We start from the raw sequence: 17,359 nt of genomic DNA, 5'->3' as shown, positions 1-17,359 counted from the left end.
CGTGGGTTGTCGGGCGGGATGCGGGGAAGGCGACGCCCGTCGTGGTCCGGAGCCGCAGGTCGGACGGGACGGGGACGAACCCCCGGAGCGCCCCGGCGACAGAAGCGGACGGTGACGCTCCGCAAGATCACGGAAACAGAGGGTGTTGTGCCGAATTCATTACATCTGACAGACCCCCTGAGGCATCCGATCGGGGTCTCATGGACCTTTACCCTTTTCTCTGGCCACCCGACCGACCCCACTCCGGAACGCGAGATTCATGACCGGCACAGACGATGTCCTGCTTGTCCACGGCGGAACCCCGCTGGAGGGCGAGATCCGCGTCCGCGGCGCGAAGAACCTCGTGCCCAAGGCGATGGTCGCCGCACTGCTCGGCAGCGGCCCCAGCCGCCTGCGCAATGTGCCCGACATCCGTGACGTCCGCGTGGTCCGCGGACTGCTCCAGCTGCACGGAGTGACGGTCCGCCCGGGCGAGGAGCCCGGCGAGCTCGTCCTCGACCCGACCCACGTCGAGTCCGCCAACGTGGCCGACATCGATGCCCACGCGGGTTCGTCGCGCATCCCGATCCTCTTCTGCGGCCCGCTGCTGCACCGCCTCGGCCACGCCTTCATCCCGGGCCTCGGCGGCTGCGACATCGGCGGCCGGCCCATCGACTTCCACTTCGACGTGCTGCGCCAGTTCGGTGCCACCATCGAGAAGCGGGCGGACGGCCAGTACCTGGAGGCGCCGCAGCGCCTTCGCGGCTGCAAGATCCGGCTGCCGTACCCCTCGGTCGGCTCGACCGAGCAGGTGCTGCTGACCGCGGTGCTCGCCGAGGGCGTCACCGAGCTGTCGAACGCCGCCGTGGAGCCCGAGATCGAGGACCTGATCTGCGTCCTGCAGAAGATGGGCGCGATCATCTCCATGGACACCGACCGGACCATCCGGATCACCGGTGTCGACCGCCTCGACGGCTACACCCACCGGGCGCTCCCGGACCGCCTGGAGGCGGCCTCCTGGGCGTCGGCGGCGCTGGCGACCGAGGGCAACATCTACGTGCGCGGCGCCCAGCAGCGCTCGATGATGACCTTCCTCAACACCTACCGGAAGGTCGGCGGCGCCTTCGAGATCGACGACGAGGGCATCCGCTTCTGGCACCCGGGCGGCTCGCTCAACGCGATCCACCTGGAGACGGACGTGCACCCCGGCTTCCAGACGGACTGGCAGCAGCCGCTGGTCGTGGCGCTGACGCAGGCGTCCGGCCTCTCGATCATCCACGAGACGGTCTACGAGTCCCGCCTCGGCTTCACGTCCGCGCTGAACCAGATGGGCGCGCACATCCAGCTGTACCGCGAGTGCCTGGGCGGCTCCGACTGCCGCTTCGGCCAGCGGAACTTCCTGCACTCGGCGGTCGTCTCCGGCCCGACGAAGCTCCAGGGCGCCGACCTGGTCATCCCCGACCTGCGCGGCGGCTTCTCGTACCTGATCGCGGCGCTCGCGGCGCAGGGCACCTCCCGGGTGCACGGCATCGAGCTGATCAACCGCGGCTACGAGAACTTCATGGACAAGCTCGTCGAGCTCGGCGCGAAGGTCGAGCTCCCCGGCAGAGCGCTGGTGTAAGCCCTCACGGGCCCGCAAGGGCCCGTACGGGCGCGAACGAAAGGGCGGCCACCCCCTGACAGGGTGGCCGCCCTTTCGGCGCCTACAGACTGCCTTGCTTGCGCTCGGCTGCCTTACTTGCCCTTGGCGGCTTCCTTGAGCTTCGAGCCCGCGGAGACCTTCACGCTGTAGCCGGCCGGGATGTTGATCGGGTCGCCGGTCTGCGGGTTACGAGCGGTGCGAGCGGCACGGTGGGTGCGCTCGAAGGTCAGGAAGCCGGGGATGGTGACCTTCTCGTCGCCCTTGGCGACGACCTCACCGACGGTCTCGGCGAGAGCGGCCAGCACGGCGTCGGCGTCCTTGCGGGTCACCTCGGCGCGGTCGGCCAGGGCGGCCACCAGCTCACTGCGGTTCATGTTGTTACTCCCGTGTTCTTCTTGCCTGTGAGGCGTGCCACGCGGCGGAAGCCGCGTGATTGGGTACAGCGAAGCCGATGCTTCCAGGGCCTTCGGACAGTCCCCGGACCCGGGTCTAACGACAGACCCTCGCGCCCAAACACGCATCCTGCCCCTACCAGCGGCGGGAACGCCAATCCGGCACCCCCTGGGGTCACACGAAAAGCGCCAGAGTCCCGCCGTGGTGACGTTCTGTCGACTCCCGCCGACCCCGCGAAAGTCACGCGGAGCCGAAAAGCCACCCTAAAGGCGGGTTTACGACTCCGCGAATCGCGACGCGCCGTCAGCGCCCGCTCGGCGCACCGCCCGCGCCCGCCGCCTTCGCCGCGGTGCGCACCGCGCCGGCGACCGCGCCCGCCACCTTGTCGTTGAAGACCGACGGGATGATGTAGTTCGGGTTGAGCTCGTCCTCGGTGACGACGTCGGCGAGGGCCGAGGCCGCCGCCAGCATCATCTCCGTGTTGACCGTACGGGACTGGGCGTCCAGCAGGCCGCGGAAGACGCCCGGGAAGACCAGCACGTTGTTGATCTGGTTCGGGAAGTCCGAGCGGCCGGTGGCCACGACGGCGGCCGTCTGGCGCGCGGCGGCCGGGTCGACCTCCGGGTCGGGGTTCGCGAGCGCGAACACGATGGCGCCCTCCGCCATGGCGGCGACGTCCTCGGCGCCCAGCAGGTTCGGGGCCGAGACGCCGATGAAGACGTCCGCGCCGACGACGGCCTCCTTGAGGGTGCCGGTGACGCCCTCCGGGTTGGTGTTGTCGGCGATCCAGCGCAGCGGCGAGTCGGCCGGGGCGTCCACGAGGTCCGGACGGTCGGCGTGCACGACACCCTGGATGTCGGCGACGACGGCGTGCTTGACGCCCGCCGCGATCAGCAGCTTCAGGATGGCCGTACCGGCCGCGCCGGCACCGGACATGACGACCCGTACGTCGCCGATGCCCTTGCCCACCACGCGCAGGGCGTTGGTGAGGGCGGCCAGGACGACGATGGCCGTGCCGTGCTGGTCGTCGTGGAAGACCGGGATGTCGAGGGCCTCGCGCAGCCGTGCCTCGATCTCGAAGCAGCGCGGCGCGGAGATGTCCTCCAGGTTGATGCCCGCGAAGCCGGGGGCGATCGCCTTGACGATCGCGACGATCTCGTCGGTGTCCTGGGTGTCGAGGCAGAGCGGCCAGGCGTCGATGTCGGCGAAGCGCTTGAAGAGGGCCGCCTTGCCCTCCATGACCGGCATCGCGGCCATCGGGCCGATGTTGCCGAGGCCGAGGACGGCGGAGCCGTCGGTGACGACCGCGACGGTGTTGCGCTTGATGGTGAGGCGGCGGGCGTCCTCGGGGTTCTCGGCGATCGCCATGCACACGCGGGCGACGCCCGGGGTGTAGATCATCGAGAGGTCGTCACGGTTGCGGATGGGGTGCTTCGCCGCCATCTCGATCTTGCCGCCGAGGTGCATCAGGAACGTACGGTCGGAGACCTTGCCCAGGACGACGCCCTCGATGGTGCGCAGCTGCGCGACGATCTCGTCGGCGTGCGCGGTGGACGTCGCGGCGATGGTGACGTCGATGCGGAGCTTCTCGTGGCCGGAGGCGGTCACGTCGAGGCCGGTGACGGATCCGCCGTGGGACTCCACCGCCGTGGTGAGCTGGGAGACCGCGGTTCCGCTGGCGGGAACCTCCAGCCGGACCGTCATCGAATACGAGACGCTGGGCGCCGTTGCCATGGCCGAGTTCCTCTGCTTTCCCTGAGCTTCGTTGCTACGCCGCCCCGGCTGGTTGCCTGGCGGCGCCCTCCGATGGTCGCACCTACCTGCCGGTAGCAGGTAATGCGGTCATTTTGTTTTCGGAAAGTAGTTTCCACCATACGAGAGATGCTGGGGAAACAGAAGAGGCCCCGGTCACCAGAGGTGACCGGGGCCTCGACTTCGTACATACGTCTAAGTGGCACCGACCCGCCATGCTCGCCTCGCGGCAAGTGGTCCCTCTAAGGGACGAAGGTTGGGCCCGGGGGCTTGGATCGAGCCGGTGCCACGACAAGGCTAACAAACCACCCTGCTCGGCGATTCCAGCGCCACAGGTTGACCTGAAATCGGCCCGCGGTCTTGACCGGACCGCGGGCCCCGGCCCTCCCGGCTCAGTCCCGCAGCAGGTCCGGCACACCGTCCTCGTCCGGCATGTCCCCGGCCCCCGCGACGACGGTCAGCTGCTGCGTCGCCCGCGTCAGGGCCACGTACAGGACGCGCAGGCCCGCCGGGGACTCGTCCGCGATCTCCGCCGGCGAGACGACCACCGTGGCGTCGTACTCCAGGCCCTTGGCCTCCAGGGAGCCCAGCGCCACCACCCGGTCACCCAGGTCGGCGAGCCAGCCCGCCGCCTCGGCACGCCGGTTCATGGCGACGACGACGCCCACCGTGCCCTCCACCCGCTCCAGCAGCAGCCGCGCCTCGGACCGTACGGTTTCGGCCAGATCCGCCTTCTCCGGGGCCGATACGAAGCGGGGCTCGACGCCCGTCGAGCGGACCGCGCGCGGCGACTCCTTGCCCGGCATGGCGAGCGCGAGGACCTTGGCGGCCAGCTCGGCGATCTCCGCCGGGTTCCGGTAGTTCACCGTCAGCTCGAAGCGGCGCCGCGGCCGGGTGCCGAGCGCCTCGTCCCGGGCCTCGGCGGCCTCGTCCGGATCCGACCAGGAGGACTGCGCCGGGTCGCCGACGACCGTCCACGTGGCGTGCCGGCCGCGCCGCCCCACCATCCGCCACTGCATGGGCGTCAGGTCCTGGGCCTCGTCCACGATCACGTGCGCGTACTCGGTCCGCTCCGCCGCCAGCCGCTCCGCCCGCTCGCGCTGCGTCTCCTCGCGGACCGGCATCAGCTCCTCCAGGCCCGAGAGCTGGTCCAGCGGGTCGTACTCCCGCTTCTTGCGGGGCCGGGCCGGGGCGCCCAGGAGGGTGTGCAGCTCGTCCAGGAGCGCCACGTCGTGCACGGACAGCGCGCGGCGGCGCAGCGCGCGGGCGAGCCGCCTGACCTCCCCGGGGTTGAGGATCCGGCGGGCCCAGCGGCCGAGCCGCCGCTCGTCCGCCATCGCGTCCAGGACCTGACGCGGCGTGAGCTCGGGCCACCAGGCGTCCAGGAAACCGAGGAAGGAGTCCTCGGTGGAGACGTCCTCGTCGAAGGAGGAGCGCAGTTCGGCGGCGAGTTCCGGATCGCTGTGCCGGCCCGACGCGCCGGACTTCGCGTACAGCGCGTCGAGCAGCAGCCGGCGGGCCCGCGGGCGCAGCAGGTTGACCGGGGCGGTGCCGCCGAGGACGTTGTGGCGGATGCGGCGCAGGTCGTCCGCCTCCAGCTCGATGCGACGGCCGAAGGCGACCACCCGCAGGCGCGTGGGCGTGCCCGCCGGCACCGCGGCCTCGTCCTCGCCCAGCTCGGGCTGGTTCCTCGGGGCCGGGGTCTCCAGCGCGCCGCGGGCCGCCTTGCGCAGCACGTGGAGCATCCGGGACGAGCCCTTGATCCGGGCGACGGCCGGGTCGTCGTACGCGGTCGCCTCCGCGCCGTCGACGAGGCTGCCGACCGCGCGGATCGCCACCTGGCCCTCCTCGCCCAGGGACGGCAGGACGCCCTCCGTGTACGAGACCAGGAGCGGGGTCGGCGAGACGATCAGGATGCCGCCCGCGTACCGCCGCCGGTCCTGGTAGAGCAGGTACGCCGCGCGGTGCAGCGCCACCGCGGTCTTGCCGGTTCCGGGGCCGCCCTCCACGTACGTCACCGACGCGGCGGGCGCCCGGATGACGAGGTCCTGCTCCGCCTGGATGGAGGACACGATGTCCCGCATCGTGTGGCTGCGGGCCTGGCCGAGCGCGGCCATCAGGGCGCCGTCGCCGATCACCGGCAGCTCGCGCCCGTCCAGCGTCGCCCGGAGCTCCGGACGCATCAGGTCGTCCTCGACGCCGAGGACCTGGCGCCCCTTGGAGCGGATCACCCGGCGGCGCACCACCCGGCCGGGGTCCACCGGCGTCGACCGGTAGAACGGCGCGGCGGCGGGAGCGCGCCAGTCGATCACCAGCGGCGCGTAGTCCGAGTCCAGGACCCCGATACGGCCGATGTGGAGGGTCTCGCCGATCTCCGCCGTGCTGTCCGGGCGCACGGCGTCCTCGGCCGGCTCCACGGACGTGTAGGCGCCGTCGGGCCCCTTCTTGCCGTCCTTCCCGTACAGCAGGTCGATCCGCCCGAAGAGGAAGTCCTCGAACTCGTTGTTGAGCCGGTTGAGATGGATGCCGGCCCGGAACACCTGCGCGTCGCGCTCGGCGAGGGCGCCGGGCGTGCCGACCTGGCCTCGCTGGGCCGCGTCGTTCATCAGGAACTCCGCCTCGTGGATCTTCTCCTCGAGACGGCGGTAGACCTGATCCAGATGTTCCTGCTCGACACCGATCTCACGGTCCCTGACCGTGTCCACGGCTTCCTGCGCGGCCACCTAAGGCCCCCTTCTCACGTGCACTGGGCAGCCGTCGAGCGTACGCCACCCCGCCCCCCCATGCCAGGCACGCCCCCACCCGACCTCAGTGACCCGCCGCTCCCCTCGCACGGGCCCACGGGCCCACGGGCCGGAGCGGGCGGGGGCCGGTGCCCACCCCCGTGTGCACACACGGGACGACAGGGACGGACGGGGCCACCCTCCGTGTGGGCACACGGGACGACAGGGACGGACGGGGGCCGCCCCCGTGTGGGCAATCGTCCCGCTGGGGCGATGGGGGTCCCCCCTGCTCGAGCGAAGCCGAGAGCTTGGGGGAGGGTGGGCACACGGGACGGCGCGCTCGGCCGCGCCCCCGCCCCTTGTGCCTGGACCCGCCCCGACAGCGAGCCGCGCGCGGGGTGCGGGCTAGGGCGCGGAAGCCTAGGCCCGGCAAGGGGCGCCGTCCGTTGTGCCCACCCGTTCCGCCCCAGCGGAACAGTTGCCCACAACGAGGGGGCGCCGCCCGGCGAAACGAATGCCCACAACGAGGCACCCCGGCACGGGCACGCGGGTCCGGCGCGGGCTGGGGGGCTAGGACGGGGGGCGGGGGGTGGCCGCGGGGTCGAGGGCGAGGCGGTACCCGCGCTTGACGACCGTCTGGATGAGCTTCGGCGTCCCGAGCGCCGCCCGCAACCGCGCCATCGCCGTCTCGACGGCGTGCTCGTCGCGCCCGGCACCCGGCAGCGCCCGCAGGAGGTCGGCGCGGGAGACGACCCAGCCGGGCCGCCGGGAGAGGAGGCCGAGGAGGGCCATGCCGGCGGGCGGGACGGGGCGGAGGGCCCCGTCGACGAGGACGGCGTGGCCGCGGACCTCGACGCGGTGGCCGGCGACGGGCAGGACCCGGGAGCGGCCGGGCAGTTCGCGGCAGAGCAACTGGACGAGGGGCCCGAGGCGGAACCGCTCGGGCTGGTGGGTGTCGATGGCCTCGGCCTGGAGGGGCAGCGCGGTCACGGGCCCGACGCAGACGGCGAGGACGTCGTGGCGGAGCGCCTCGACGAGTGCGTCGCGTACGCCCTTCTCCTCGGCCCGGGAGAGCAGGGAGGCTGCGGCGGGCGCGCTGGTGAAGGTGACGGCGTCGAGGGTGCGGGCGAGGACGGCGTCGAGGAGCCGGTCGAGGGGGCCGATGTCCTCGGGCGCCATCCAGCGGTAGACGGGGACGCCGACGACCTCGGCACCGCCCGCGGTGAGGGCCTCCACGAAGCCCGGGAGGGGCTCCCCGTGCAGCTGGAGGACGATGCGGCGGCCCTCGACGCCTTCGTCGAGGAGCCGGTCGAGGACCTCGGCCATGGACTCGGAGGAGGGCGACCAGGACTCGGTGAGTCCGGCGGCGCGTACGGCCCCCTTGACCTTGGGGCCGCGGGCGAGGAGTTCGACGTCCCGGAGGGCGTCGAGGAGCTGCTCGCCGTACCCCCAGCCCTCGGCCGCCTCGACCCAGCCCCGGAAGCCGATCGCGGTGGTGGCGACGACGACGTCCGGGGTGTGGTCGATGATCTCCTTGGTGGCGGCGAGGAGTTCGGTGTCGTCCGCGAGGGGCACGATCCGCAGCGCGGGCCCGTGGACGACGGCCGCGCCGCGCCGGCGCAGCAGCGCGATGAGTTCGTCCGCGCGCCGCGCCGCGGTGACGCCGACCGTGAAGCCGGCGAGGGGGCCGTGTTCTTGCTCGTCCATGGGGCCCGAGCCTGACGGGGACGCGTGTCGGGCGGGGTTCGCCCGTATTTCCTGGTCGTTACGGTCCGCGCCGGTCACCGGGGATCACACCTGCGCGTAGCCGGGGCGGGGCTCCGGGTCCGTGACGGCCTCGGCGGTCTCGGGGACGGCCGAGGGGTTGCGAAGGTATACCGCCCAGGTGACGGTCATGCAGGCCGCGTAGAAGGCGAGGAAGGCGACGAAGGCCCCGGTGCCGGTGCCGGCGGTCTGGAAGGACTGGCGGAAGGCGAGGTTGATGCCGAGGCCGCCGAGTGCGCCCACGGCGCCGATGAGGCCCATGGAGGCCCCGGAGAGCCGTCGTCCGTAGGCTTCGGCGGGCTCGCCCGCGAGGCCCTTGCGGTGTCCCTGGGCGAGGAAGATCGCCGGGATCATCTTGTAGGTGGAGCCGTTGCCGAGGCCGCTGAGGACGAAGAGCCCGATGAAGCCCACGAGGAAGACCGTGAGGGACTCGGTGACGGAGGCGTAGATCACCACGGCGGTCGCGGCGGCCATCGCGGCGAAGGTCCAGAGGGTGATGCGGGCGCCGCCGTGGCGGTCGGCGAGGGAGCCGCCGACGGGGCGGATGAGGGAGCCGAGGAGCGGGCCGATGAAGGTGAGCGAGGCGGCCTGGAGCGGGGTGCGGCCGAACTGGGTCTGGAGGACGAGGCCGAAGGCGAAGCTGTAGCCGATGAAGGAGCCGAAGGTCCCGACGTACAGGAAGGCCATGATCCAGGTGTGGCGGGCCCCGACGGCCTCCTTGACGGCGCCGGTGTCGTTCTTGACGGGTGCGAGGTTGTCCATGAAGAGCGCGGAGCAGACGGCGGCGACGACGATCAGCGGCAGGTAGACGCCGAGCACGAGCCGGGGGTGGAGGGCGCCGGCGGTGCCGATGACGAGGAGGCCGATCAGCTGGACGACGGGGACGCCGATGTTGCCGCCGCCGGCGTTGAGGCCGAGGGCCCAGCCCTTCTTGCGCAGCGGGAAGAAGGCGTTGATGTTGGTCATCGAGGAGGCGAAGTTGCCGCCGCCGACGCCGGTGAGCGCGGCCACCAGGACGAAGGTGGTGTAGGAGGTGCCGGGCTCCATGACGGCGAAGGCGAGGCCGGTGGGGAGCAGGAGCAGCAGGGCGCTGAAGATCGTCCAGTTGCGGCCGCCGAACCGGGCGACGGCGAAGGTGTACGGGATGCGGATCAGCCCGCCGACGAAGGTGGCGGTGGCGATCAGGAAGAACTTGCCGGCCGGGTCGATGCCGTACTGCGGGCCCATGAAGAGGACCATGACCGACCAGAGGCTCCAGACGGAGAAGCCGATGTGCTCGGAGAAGACGGAGAAGAGCAGGTTGCGACGGGCGATCCGCTCGCCCTTCTCGCGCCAGAAGACCTCGTCCTCCGGCTCCCACTGTTCGATCCAACGGCCGCTCATGTCGCACCTCCGCGGGTGTCGGGTCCTGAGGCGTCCACAGCCTCGGGTCCCCGTGTCGCCGACGCTAGGGAGGCCGCGTTTCAGGCCGGTGCCGCGAGGTGACGGGTGCGGAACCTTGCTCTCACCCGGAGCGCGGGGCCCCTGTGAGCGCCCCCGCATTCTGGTCTCCGTCCTCTCCCGCCCGGCTCAAGCCGCGGTCGACCCCCGCCCGGCTCGGGCCGTACGCGATCCCCGTCGCTTTCAGGCCGTGCGCGGCCCCGTCCCTTCAGGCCGTACGGCGGTCCGGGCCGGGCCGCACGGGCCCACGCCCCGCTCAGGCCGTGCCCGTCCCCGGCAGGCCCGGTTCGTCGGCGGGGAGCCAGGAGCCGGCGGGGCGGGTCCGCCAGCCTTCCTGGGCGCCGATCTCCGCGGCGGCGGTCCGCAGGGCGTCGAGGGCGGGATGACGCAGCCCCTTGCGCCACACCAGGCTCACGGGTGACAGGGGTACGGGGTCGACGAGCGGCCGGAGGACGCAGTCGGGCATGGGCGGGAAGTCGACGACGGCGAGGACGGGGTGGCGGTGCTTTGCCATGATGCGCCGGAACTCCTCGTGGCCGACGGCGAGCGGGGCGGGCGGGGCGACCTCGATGCCGCGGCCGGCGAAGAGCCGGGTGGCGAGGTCGGTCCACTCGGGGGTCCGGTCGTTGCCGGCGCCCGCGTAGACCCGTTCGCCGACGAGTCCGTCGAGCGGCACCTCGGGCAGGGCGGCGAGGGCGTGGTCCTCGGGGAGGATCACGGCCATCCGCTCGTAGCGCACGAACTGGGCGTCGAGCCGCGCCCTGAGGGCGGCGTCGAGGCCGCCGTACCGGCCGAAGGAGGTGTCGAGGCGGCCGGCCAGGATCTCCCGCACGGCGCCGGTGAGGCCGCTCTCGAAGCGGGCCATCAGCTCCTGTTCGGGGGCGAGTTCGCGGGCCCGGCGCAGGATGCGCTCCTGGACGAGCCCGGGGGTGTTGAGGTCGGCGAGGAGGGGGCGGTGCGCGGCCCTGAAGGCGTCGAGGAGTTCGTCGTGGGCGGCGGAGACCCGGCGCGCGTACGGCAGGAGCCGCTCGCCCTCGGGGGTCAGGGCGACCTGCCGGGTGGTCCGTGCGAAGAGCTCGGCGCCCAGTTCGCGCTCCAGGCGCCGGATGTCGCGGCTGAGGGCCTGCTGGGCGACGTGCAGGCCGGCGGCGGCGCGGGTGAAGTGGAGCTCCTCCGCGACGGCGGTGAAGGCGCGCAGCAGCCGGGGGTCGATGTCGTACGAGGAGGCCATCGCCGCATTCAACAACACAGGTGCGTGAATGGCCACCGATCAGGTGTTGGACCCCCGCGGCCCGCTCCGACGAGGCTGGTGCCATGCCGAGACCGGACCTCACCCTCACCCCGGCGGGCCCGGCCCTCGCCCCCCGCTACCGCGCCGCGGCGCCCGCCCCGCGCGAGCCGCGCAACCCGTATCTGCGCCTCTTCGCCGTCCCCGGGACCCGCGCCTTCACCGCGGGGAACCTGATCGCCCGGCTGCCCGCGGGGATGTTCGGCATCAGCGCAGTGATCATGATCGCGGCCGGCTACGACTCGTACGCCCTGGCCGGCGCGGTCACCGCCGCCGGCCTGGCCGCGGGGGCGGTGACGGGCCCGTGGATCGCCCGGCTCGTCGACCGGCACGGCCAGGCCCGGGTCGCGGTCCCGGCGACCCTCCACGCGGTGCTGGGCCGGGTGGTCCTGGTCGTCTGCGTCCACGAACGGGCACCGGTCTGGACCCTGTTCGCCGTCACCGCGCTGACCGCCACCCTGCCGAACACGGGCGGGATGTCCCGGGCGCGCTGGGCCCGCCTCCTGCGCGGCGACCCGGCCGCCCTGCACACCGCCAACTCCTTCGAGCAGGCCGCCGACGAGCTGTGCTTCATGCTCGGCCCGGTCCTCTCCGTGTTCCTCTGCTCGGCCCTGTTCCCCGAGGCGGGCACCCTCGTCGCGGCCGCCCTGAACCTGGGCGGGATCCTGCTCTTCGCCGCCCAGCGCTCCACCGAACCGCCCGTCGTCCCGCGCACCTCCCACGGCTCGCCGCTGCGCGCACCGGGCATGGCGCCGCTCCTCGCGGTCTTCCTCGCCACCGGGGCGGTGTTCGGCTCCATGGAGGTGGTGGCCCTCGCGTTCGTGGACGGCCCGGTCGCCGGCCCCGTGCTCGCCCTCCAGGCCGCCGGCTCCTGCGCGGCGGGCCTCCTCTACGGCCGCGCCCGCCGCTCCGCGCTTCTGCGCACCTGCCTCGCCGCGATGACGCTCCTGATGGCGATGCCGCTGCTCGCGGCCTCGACCGGCTCCCTCCCCGCGCTCGCCGCCGGCCTGCTCGTGGCGGGCATGGCGACCGCCCCGACGATGGTGACGGGCATGGCCCTGGTGCAGCGCCTCACCCCCGAGTCGCAGCTCAACGAGGGCATGACGCTGGCCGTCACGGCGCTCCTGGCCGGCGTCTCGGCCGGCTCCGCCGCCGGCGGCTGGGCCGCCGACCACGCGCCGTTCCCCGCCTTCGGCTTCCTCCTGCCGACGGCCGCCGCGGCCGTGGCCCTCGCCCTGTGCGCGGCGACCGGCGTGGGCCGGCCCCGGCGGCACCGGGGCATGACGAAGGCCCGGCAGTCGTGACGACTACCGGGCCTTCGCCCACATGGGATGAGTGGAGATGGCGGGAATCGAACCCGCGTCCAACGGTGCAGAACCAGGGCTTCTCCGTGTGCAGTCTGGTACGAGTTTCTCAGCCCTCCGGATCACCCAGACAAGTCCGGAACGGGCTCAGCCACTGTTTGATTTCCCTCCAACCCCCGTGACCGGGGCTAGAGGTTTAGATCCCTAAATGACGCCAGGATCCGGGTCGGGACCACCCCCGGGCTGACGCTCCTCACAGAGGCTTCTGTTCGTTACCTAAAATTAGGCAGCGAGGGCGAAGCGGGAGTTATCGCTCTTGGAGTTGGCGATTATTGGTTGCGACATATGGTTTACGAGATCATTGCCGCTTCCTCGACACGCTTCCCACTGCTTCGACATCCGCTGTCGAAACCGATCATCCCCATGTTGTTTTTTCAAAAGGCGCACCCTCACCGGGGTGCAGGTCCCATCGTACGTGACCGACGGGCGCCGTCGCCAGCGTATTACCGCCGCTAGGCGCTCTGGGCCGCCCGCTGCTTCCGCTTGGCCGCCGCGATGGCCCGGTTCGTCTCGCGCGTGTCCTGCTGCTCCCGCAGGGTCTGGCGCTTGTCGTACTCCTTCTTGCCCTTGGCGAGCGCGATCTCGCACTTCACCCGGCCGCCCAGGAAGTACAGCGCGAGGGGCACGATCGTGTGACCCGTCTCCTGCGCCTTCGACTCCAGCTTGTCGATCTCGGCCCGGTGCAGCAGCAGCTTGCGCTTCCGCTTCGCCGAGTGGTTGGTCCAGCTGCCCTGCATGTACTCGGGGACGTGGATGTTGTGCAGCCACGCCTCGTGGTCGTCGATCTGGACGAAGCCGTCCACCAGCGACGCCCGGCCCATCCTCAGCGACTTCACCTCGGTGCCCATGAGCACCACACCGCACTCGTAGGTGTCGATGATGTGGTAGTCGTGGCGCGCCTTCTTGTTCTGCGCGATCAGCTTGCGCTCGGGCGCCTTGTCCTGTGTCTTCTTGGCAGGCTTGCCCTGCACGTTCACGAGTCCCTTTGCCATAGTGCGGTCATTTTCGCACTACGAGCCCCCTCCGAGGCCACTCAATACCGTCCGGGCCCGCTCCTCGGCCCTCTCGCCCGCCGCCAGGTCGGGTGTGATGCCGTTGCCGTCGACCGCGTGACCGGCCGGAGTGCGGTAGTGCCCGACGGTCAGCTCGGCGACGGAACCGTCCGGCAGGGTGCTCGGCATCTGGACCGAACCCTTGCCGAAGGTGCGCGAGCCGACCGTCACCGCCCGGCCCCGGTCCTGCAGCGCGCCCGTGAGGAGCTCGGCCGCGCTCATGGTGCCGCCGTCGATCAGCGCCACCAGGGGCCGGACCGTGTCGCCGCCGCCCTCCGCGTAGACCGCCCGCTCCTCGCCCTTCACGTCGTACGTGGCGACCAGCCCGCCGTCCAGGAACGCCGACGCGGCGACGGCCGCCTCGGCGACCAGCCCGCCCGCGTTGCCCCTCAGGTCCAGGAGGACGCCCGCGCCGGCCGGGGCGGCCCGTACCGCGTCCCTCACGCGCGTGCCCGCGCCCTTGGTGAAGGCCGCCACCCGGATCAGCAGGGTCCCGTCGTCGAGGCGGCGGACGGTGACCGGGTCCGTCGCCAGCCGCGCCCGGCGCAGCGTCTGCGTCCAGGCGGCGCGGCCCCGCTCCAGGCGGAGGACGACGGACGAGCCGGGCACGCCGTCGCCGCGCAGCAGGGAGACCACCTCGGAGACGGAGAGCCCCTCGACCGGACGTCCGTCGACGGCGACGAGCCGGTCCCCGGCCCGCAGCCCCGCCCGGGCCGCCGGACCGCCCTCCTGGACGCGGGTCACCCGGACGCCCTTGGCGCCGAATCGGCCTGCCGAGAGCCCGACCCCGGTGTAGGAGCCGTCGAGAGCCCGCTCGAACTCGGCGTACTCCCGCTTGTCGTAGACCGCGCCCCAGCGGTCCCCGCTGCGGCTGACGAACTCCTCCGCGGCCTGCTTGCCCGACTTCCCGTCGGCCATGGCCGCGGCGGCGGCCCGGCTGAGCGCGGCGCTGTCGACGGTCGGCGGCTCGCCTCCCCCGCGTGCCGCGGGCCGCGCTTCGGACGCCCGCGCGCCCTCGCCCTCCTGCCGCGGCAGCGCGCCGGTGGCGGCGGCCGTGGCGAGGACGCCGGTGAAGACCAACGTCAGAACGGCCCCACGGAGCACTCCGCGGGGCCGGATACAGAGATGGTCGGTGCCGGCCGGCATGGCGCCCACTCTAGGACAAGGCGAGGGCGCCGCACGGGCTTTGGCCGTACGACGCCACGGGCCGTCAGAAGTGTCTTCTCACACCTTGAGGTACTTGCGCAGCGCGACGAAGGCGGCCACGGCGGGCATGATGAGCCCGATCGCGATCACCAGCGGCAGCTTGGCGAGGACGGCGTCCCAGCCGATGAAGTTGACCAGCTGCATCTTGTCGGCGAGCGCGATGCCGTGGTCGATCAGGAAGTACCGGCCGACCAGCAGCAGGACGCAGGCGACGCCGCCGCCGAGGAGTCCCGCGAAGGCGGCCTCCATGATGAACGGCATCTGGATGTAGAAGCTGGACGCGCCGACGAGCCGCATGATGCCGGTCTCGCGGCGCCGGCTGAACGCCGAGACGCGGACGGTGTTGACGATCAGCATCAGCGCGATGATCAGCATCAGGCCCATGACGCCGAGTGCGGCGATGTTCATGCCGTTCATCAGGTCGAAGAGGTTCTGCAGGATGTTCCGCTGGTCCTGGACCGACTCGACGCCGTCCCGGCCCGCGAAGGCCGTGGCGACCACCTTGTACTTCTCCGGGTCCTTGAGCTTGACCCGGAACGACTCCTGCATCTGGTCCGGCGTGATGACGGAGGCGATGGCGGTGTCGCTGTACTGCTCCTTGTAGTGCTTGAACGCCTCGTCGGCCGACTCGTGGTGCACCGACTCGACGATGGTCATCTCTTTCAGGTCGGCCTCGATCTGCTCCTTCTGCTGACCGGTGACCGCGCCCTTGGAGCACTTGGGCGCGGTGGCCGCGTCGGTCTTGTTGCAGAGGAAGATCGAGACGTTGACCTTGTCGTACCAGTAGTCCTTCATCGTGCTGACCTGCTCGCGCATGAGCAGCGCGCCGCCGAACAGGGCGAGCGAGAGGGCCACGGAGACGATGACCGCGAAGGTCATCGTGAGGTTGCGCCGGAGACCGACGCCGATCTCGGAAAGCACGAACTGAGCGCGCATGGGTCTGCTTTCTCCTACTCGCTACAGGCTCAGTGCTGGTATCCGTAGACGCCGCGCGCCTGGTCGCGGACGAGGCGGCCCTTTTCGAGCTCGATGACGCGCTTGCGCATCTGGTCGACGATGTTCTGGTCGTGGGTCGCCATGACGACGGTGGTCCCTGTCCTGTTGATCCGGTCGAGCAGCTTCATGATGCCGACGGAGGTCTGCGGGTCGAGGTTGCCGGTGGGCTCGTCGGCGATCAGCAGCATCGGGCGGTTGACGAAGGCGCGGGCGATCGCGACGCGCTGCTGCTCACCACCCGACAGCTCGCCCGGCATCCGGTCCTCCTTGCCGCCGAGCCCGACGAGGTCGAGCACCTGGGGCACGGCCTTGCGGATCTCGCCGCGCGGCTTGCCGATGACCTCCTGGGCGAAGGCCACGTTCTCGGCGACGGTCTTGTTGGGCAGCAGGCGGAAGTCCTGGAAGACGGTGCCCAGCTGGCGCCGCATCTGCGGCACCTTCCAGTTGGAGAGCCGGGCCAGGTCCTTGCCGAGGACGTGCACCTGGCCCTGGCTGGCGCGCTCCTCACGCAGGAGCAGTCGCAGGAAAGTCGACTTTCCGGAGCCGGAGGAACCGACGAGGAAGACGAACTCCCCCTTCTCGATCTCCAGGGAGACGTCCCGGAGGGCGGGGCGGCTCTGCTTCGGATAGGACTTGGAGACGTTGTCGAATCGGATCACGGATGCACCACGGTCGGCCGGGAGTAGGTGAGCGTGACCTTACGCGACCGGGGAAGGCCCGCGCAGTCGCGGTCCTGGCTTGCGTGCTTTATCCTTTTCGCGCTTCCGCCGGAACGGGGACGTTCCGGCGGGGCGCGCCGAAACGCCGTGGAGCTGGCACAGTGGTAGGGGGAACGTCCGGGTCCCACCGGACGTTGTCCCGTTGTGTACCCCAGTGCGGGAGGAGGAGAGCGCATGACCTACGACCGACTGGTGTGCGCCAACTGCGCGGCCCCGGTCGCCGAGGGCCGCTGCCCCGTCTGCCGCGCGAACCGGGAGCGACTGACCCCCCAGGGTCCGTCGCCCGCGATGCTGCTGACGCTGGCGATCGCGCTGCTGGCGGCCATCGCGCTGCTCGCGGCCGTCCGGACGGTCTGACACCGGAGGGCCCGCGGGGCCATACGAGCCGGAACCACACGAAGGGCCGGGGAGCGAGGCTCCCCGGCCCTTCGTCATGCGCGGACCGCGCGGACGCGGAGGCGTCAGGCGGCCGTCCGGCCACCGGCGACGAGGCGCGGCAGCATGCGGAAGCCGATGCCGCCGGCGATCATCGTCGCGGCACCGATGACCAGGAACGAGGTCTCGGCCGCACCGGTCTCGGCGAGCTCCTCCTTCGCCTGGCCCTGCTGCACGGGCTGCGAGCCGGCGTTGTTGGTATCCGGGTTGTTGTTGTCGGTGTCGACGCACTCGGCGCCGTCGAGGTCGACGGTGCAGGTGCCGGCGCCGCCGTCGGTCGACGAACCGCCACCGGTGGTGGAGGTGGAGCCGCCGGTGGACGACGAACCGCTGGTGCCGGAGCCGTTGCCGCCGGTGGCCGAGCTGCCGCCGTTGCCGTTCGAGCCGGAGTTGCCGTTCGAGCCGCTCGACGAGTTGCCGCCGTTGCTCGTGGTGCCACCGTCGGTGGTCGTGCCACCGTCCGTGGTCGTACCGCCGTCGGTGGTCGTGCCACCGTCGGTCGTGGTGCCACCGTCGGTGGTCGTGCCACCGTCCGTGGTCGTACCGCCGTCGGTGGTCGTGCCACCGTCGGTCGTGGTGCCACCGTCGGTGGTCGTGCCACCGTCG

At 71.9% G+C, this 17,359-nt stretch carries 14 protein-coding genes and 1 other RNA gene; 3 read left to right on the top strand and 12 right to left on the bottom strand.

Annotation, left to right across the window (positions count from 1 at the left end):
- The first annotated feature begins 259 nt into the window (after nucleotides 1-259).
- Nucleotides 260-1,600 (top strand): UDP-N-acetylglucosamine 1-carboxyvinyltransferase, encoded by a 1,341-nt coding sequence (murA, locus tag AB0424_RS13550; protein WP_366304875.1) that lies wholly within the window; start codon nucleotides 260-262, stop codon nucleotides 1,598-1,600.
- Nucleotides 1,601-1,713: 113 nt separating this feature from the next.
- On the opposite strand, the gene AB0424_RS13545 is transcribed toward murA, so the two are convergent.
- The 6 genes from AB0424_RS13545 to AB0424_RS13520 all read right to left on the bottom strand — a co-directional run bounded on the left by AB0424_RS13545 (nucleotide 1,714) and on the right by AB0424_RS13520 (nucleotide 10,924).
- Nucleotides 1,714-1,995 (bottom strand): HU family DNA-binding protein, encoded by a 282-nt coding sequence (locus AB0424_RS13545; protein ID WP_017237029.1) that lies wholly within the window; start codon nucleotides 1,993-1,995, stop codon nucleotides 1,714-1,716.
- 322 nt (nucleotides 1,996-2,317) lie between these two features.
- On the bottom strand, nucleotides 2,318-3,748 hold the full coding sequence (locus AB0424_RS13540; RefSeq protein WP_366304873.1) for an NAD-dependent malic enzyme: 1,431 nt from the start codon (nucleotides 3,746-3,748) through the stop codon (nucleotides 2,318-2,320).
- A 410-nt stretch (nucleotides 3,749-4,158) separates the two neighbouring features.
- Nucleotides 4,159-6,489, bottom strand: coding sequence for a UvrD-helicase domain-containing protein (locus tag AB0424_RS13535; RefSeq protein WP_366304871.1), 2,331 nt, complete (start codon nucleotides 6,487-6,489; stop codon nucleotides 4,159-4,161).
- A 570-nt stretch (nucleotides 6,490-7,059) separates the two neighbouring features.
- Nucleotides 7,060-8,196 carry a uroporphyrinogen-III synthase gene (locus AB0424_RS13530; RefSeq protein ID WP_366304869.1) on the bottom strand — a complete coding sequence of 379 codons (1,137 nt, stop codon included), beginning with the start codon at nucleotides 8,194-8,196 and terminating at the stop codon, nucleotides 7,060-7,062.
- 84 nt (nucleotides 8,197-8,280) lie between these two features.
- Nucleotides 8,281-9,636 (bottom strand): nitrate/nitrite transporter, encoded by a 1,356-nt coding sequence (locus tag AB0424_RS13525; protein WP_366304867.1) that lies wholly within the window; start codon nucleotides 9,634-9,636, stop codon nucleotides 8,281-8,283.
- A gap of 313 nt (nucleotides 9,637-9,949) precedes the next feature.
- Nucleotides 9,950-10,924, bottom strand: a complete 975-nt coding sequence (locus AB0424_RS13520; RefSeq protein WP_366304865.1) for a LysR family transcriptional regulator — start codon at nucleotides 10,922-10,924, stop codon at nucleotides 9,950-9,952.
- Nucleotides 10,925-11,007: 83 nt separating this feature from the next.
- Here AB0424_RS13520 and AB0424_RS13515 point away from each other — a divergent pair, with 83 nt between their 5' ends.
- The gene (locus AB0424_RS13515; RefSeq protein WP_366304863.1) at nucleotides 11,008-12,285 is read left to right on the top strand and encodes an MFS transporter; all 1,278 of its coding nucleotides are present in this window, start codon (nucleotides 11,008-11,010) and stop codon (nucleotides 12,283-12,285) included.
- A gap of 29 nt (nucleotides 12,286-12,314) precedes the next feature.
- Here AB0424_RS13515 and ssrA read toward each other — a convergent pair.
- From ssrA to ftsE, 5 genes are all read right to left on the bottom strand, one after another.
- Nucleotides 12,315-12,708, bottom strand: a transfer-messenger RNA (tmRNA) gene (gene ssrA / locus AB0424_RS13510).
- A gap of 89 nt (nucleotides 12,709-12,797) precedes the next feature.
- Nucleotides 12,798-13,337 (bottom strand): SsrA-binding protein SmpB, encoded by a 540-nt coding sequence (gene smpB, locus AB0424_RS13505; protein WP_366304862.1) that lies wholly within the window; start codon nucleotides 13,335-13,337, stop codon nucleotides 12,798-12,800.
- 18 nt (nucleotides 13,338-13,355) lie between these two features.
- A complete protein-coding gene (locus AB0424_RS13500) occupies nucleotides 13,356-14,543 on the bottom strand; it encodes a S41 family peptidase (protein WP_366304860.1) in 1,188 nt (395 codons plus the stop codon).
- Between the two features lie 78 nt (nucleotides 14,544-14,621).
- On the bottom strand, nucleotides 14,622-15,539 hold the full coding sequence (ftsX, locus tag AB0424_RS13495; RefSeq protein ID WP_366304858.1) for a permease-like cell division protein FtsX: 918 nt from the start codon (nucleotides 15,537-15,539) through the stop codon (nucleotides 14,622-14,624).
- A gap of 29 nt (nucleotides 15,540-15,568) precedes the next feature.
- Nucleotides 15,569-16,258, bottom strand: coding sequence for a cell division ATP-binding protein FtsE (gene ftsE / locus AB0424_RS13490; RefSeq protein WP_030692056.1), 690 nt, complete (start codon nucleotides 16,256-16,258; stop codon nucleotides 15,569-15,571).
- A 234-nt stretch (nucleotides 16,259-16,492) separates the two neighbouring features.
- Here ftsE and AB0424_RS13485 point away from each other — a divergent pair, with 234 nt between their 5' ends.
- Nucleotides 16,493-16,675, top strand: a complete 183-nt coding sequence (locus tag AB0424_RS13485; protein ID WP_366304856.1) for a hypothetical protein — start codon at nucleotides 16,493-16,495, stop codon at nucleotides 16,673-16,675.
- Nucleotides 16,676-16,779: 104 nt separating this feature from the next.
- Here the strand turns inward: AB0424_RS13485 and AB0424_RS13480 are convergent.
- Nucleotides 16,780-17,359 (bottom strand): LPXTG cell wall anchor domain-containing protein (locus tag AB0424_RS13480; RefSeq protein WP_366304854.1); only part of this gene is annotated, 580 nt, incomplete at its 5' end.

The sequence above is a fragment of the Streptomyces sp. NPDC051180 genome (genome assembly GCF_040689545.1).
Taxonomy (GTDB): domain Bacteria; phylum Actinomycetota; class Actinomycetes; order Streptomycetales; family Streptomycetaceae; genus Streptomyces.
This window is presented reverse-complemented; position numbering and strand designations above follow the sequence as displayed.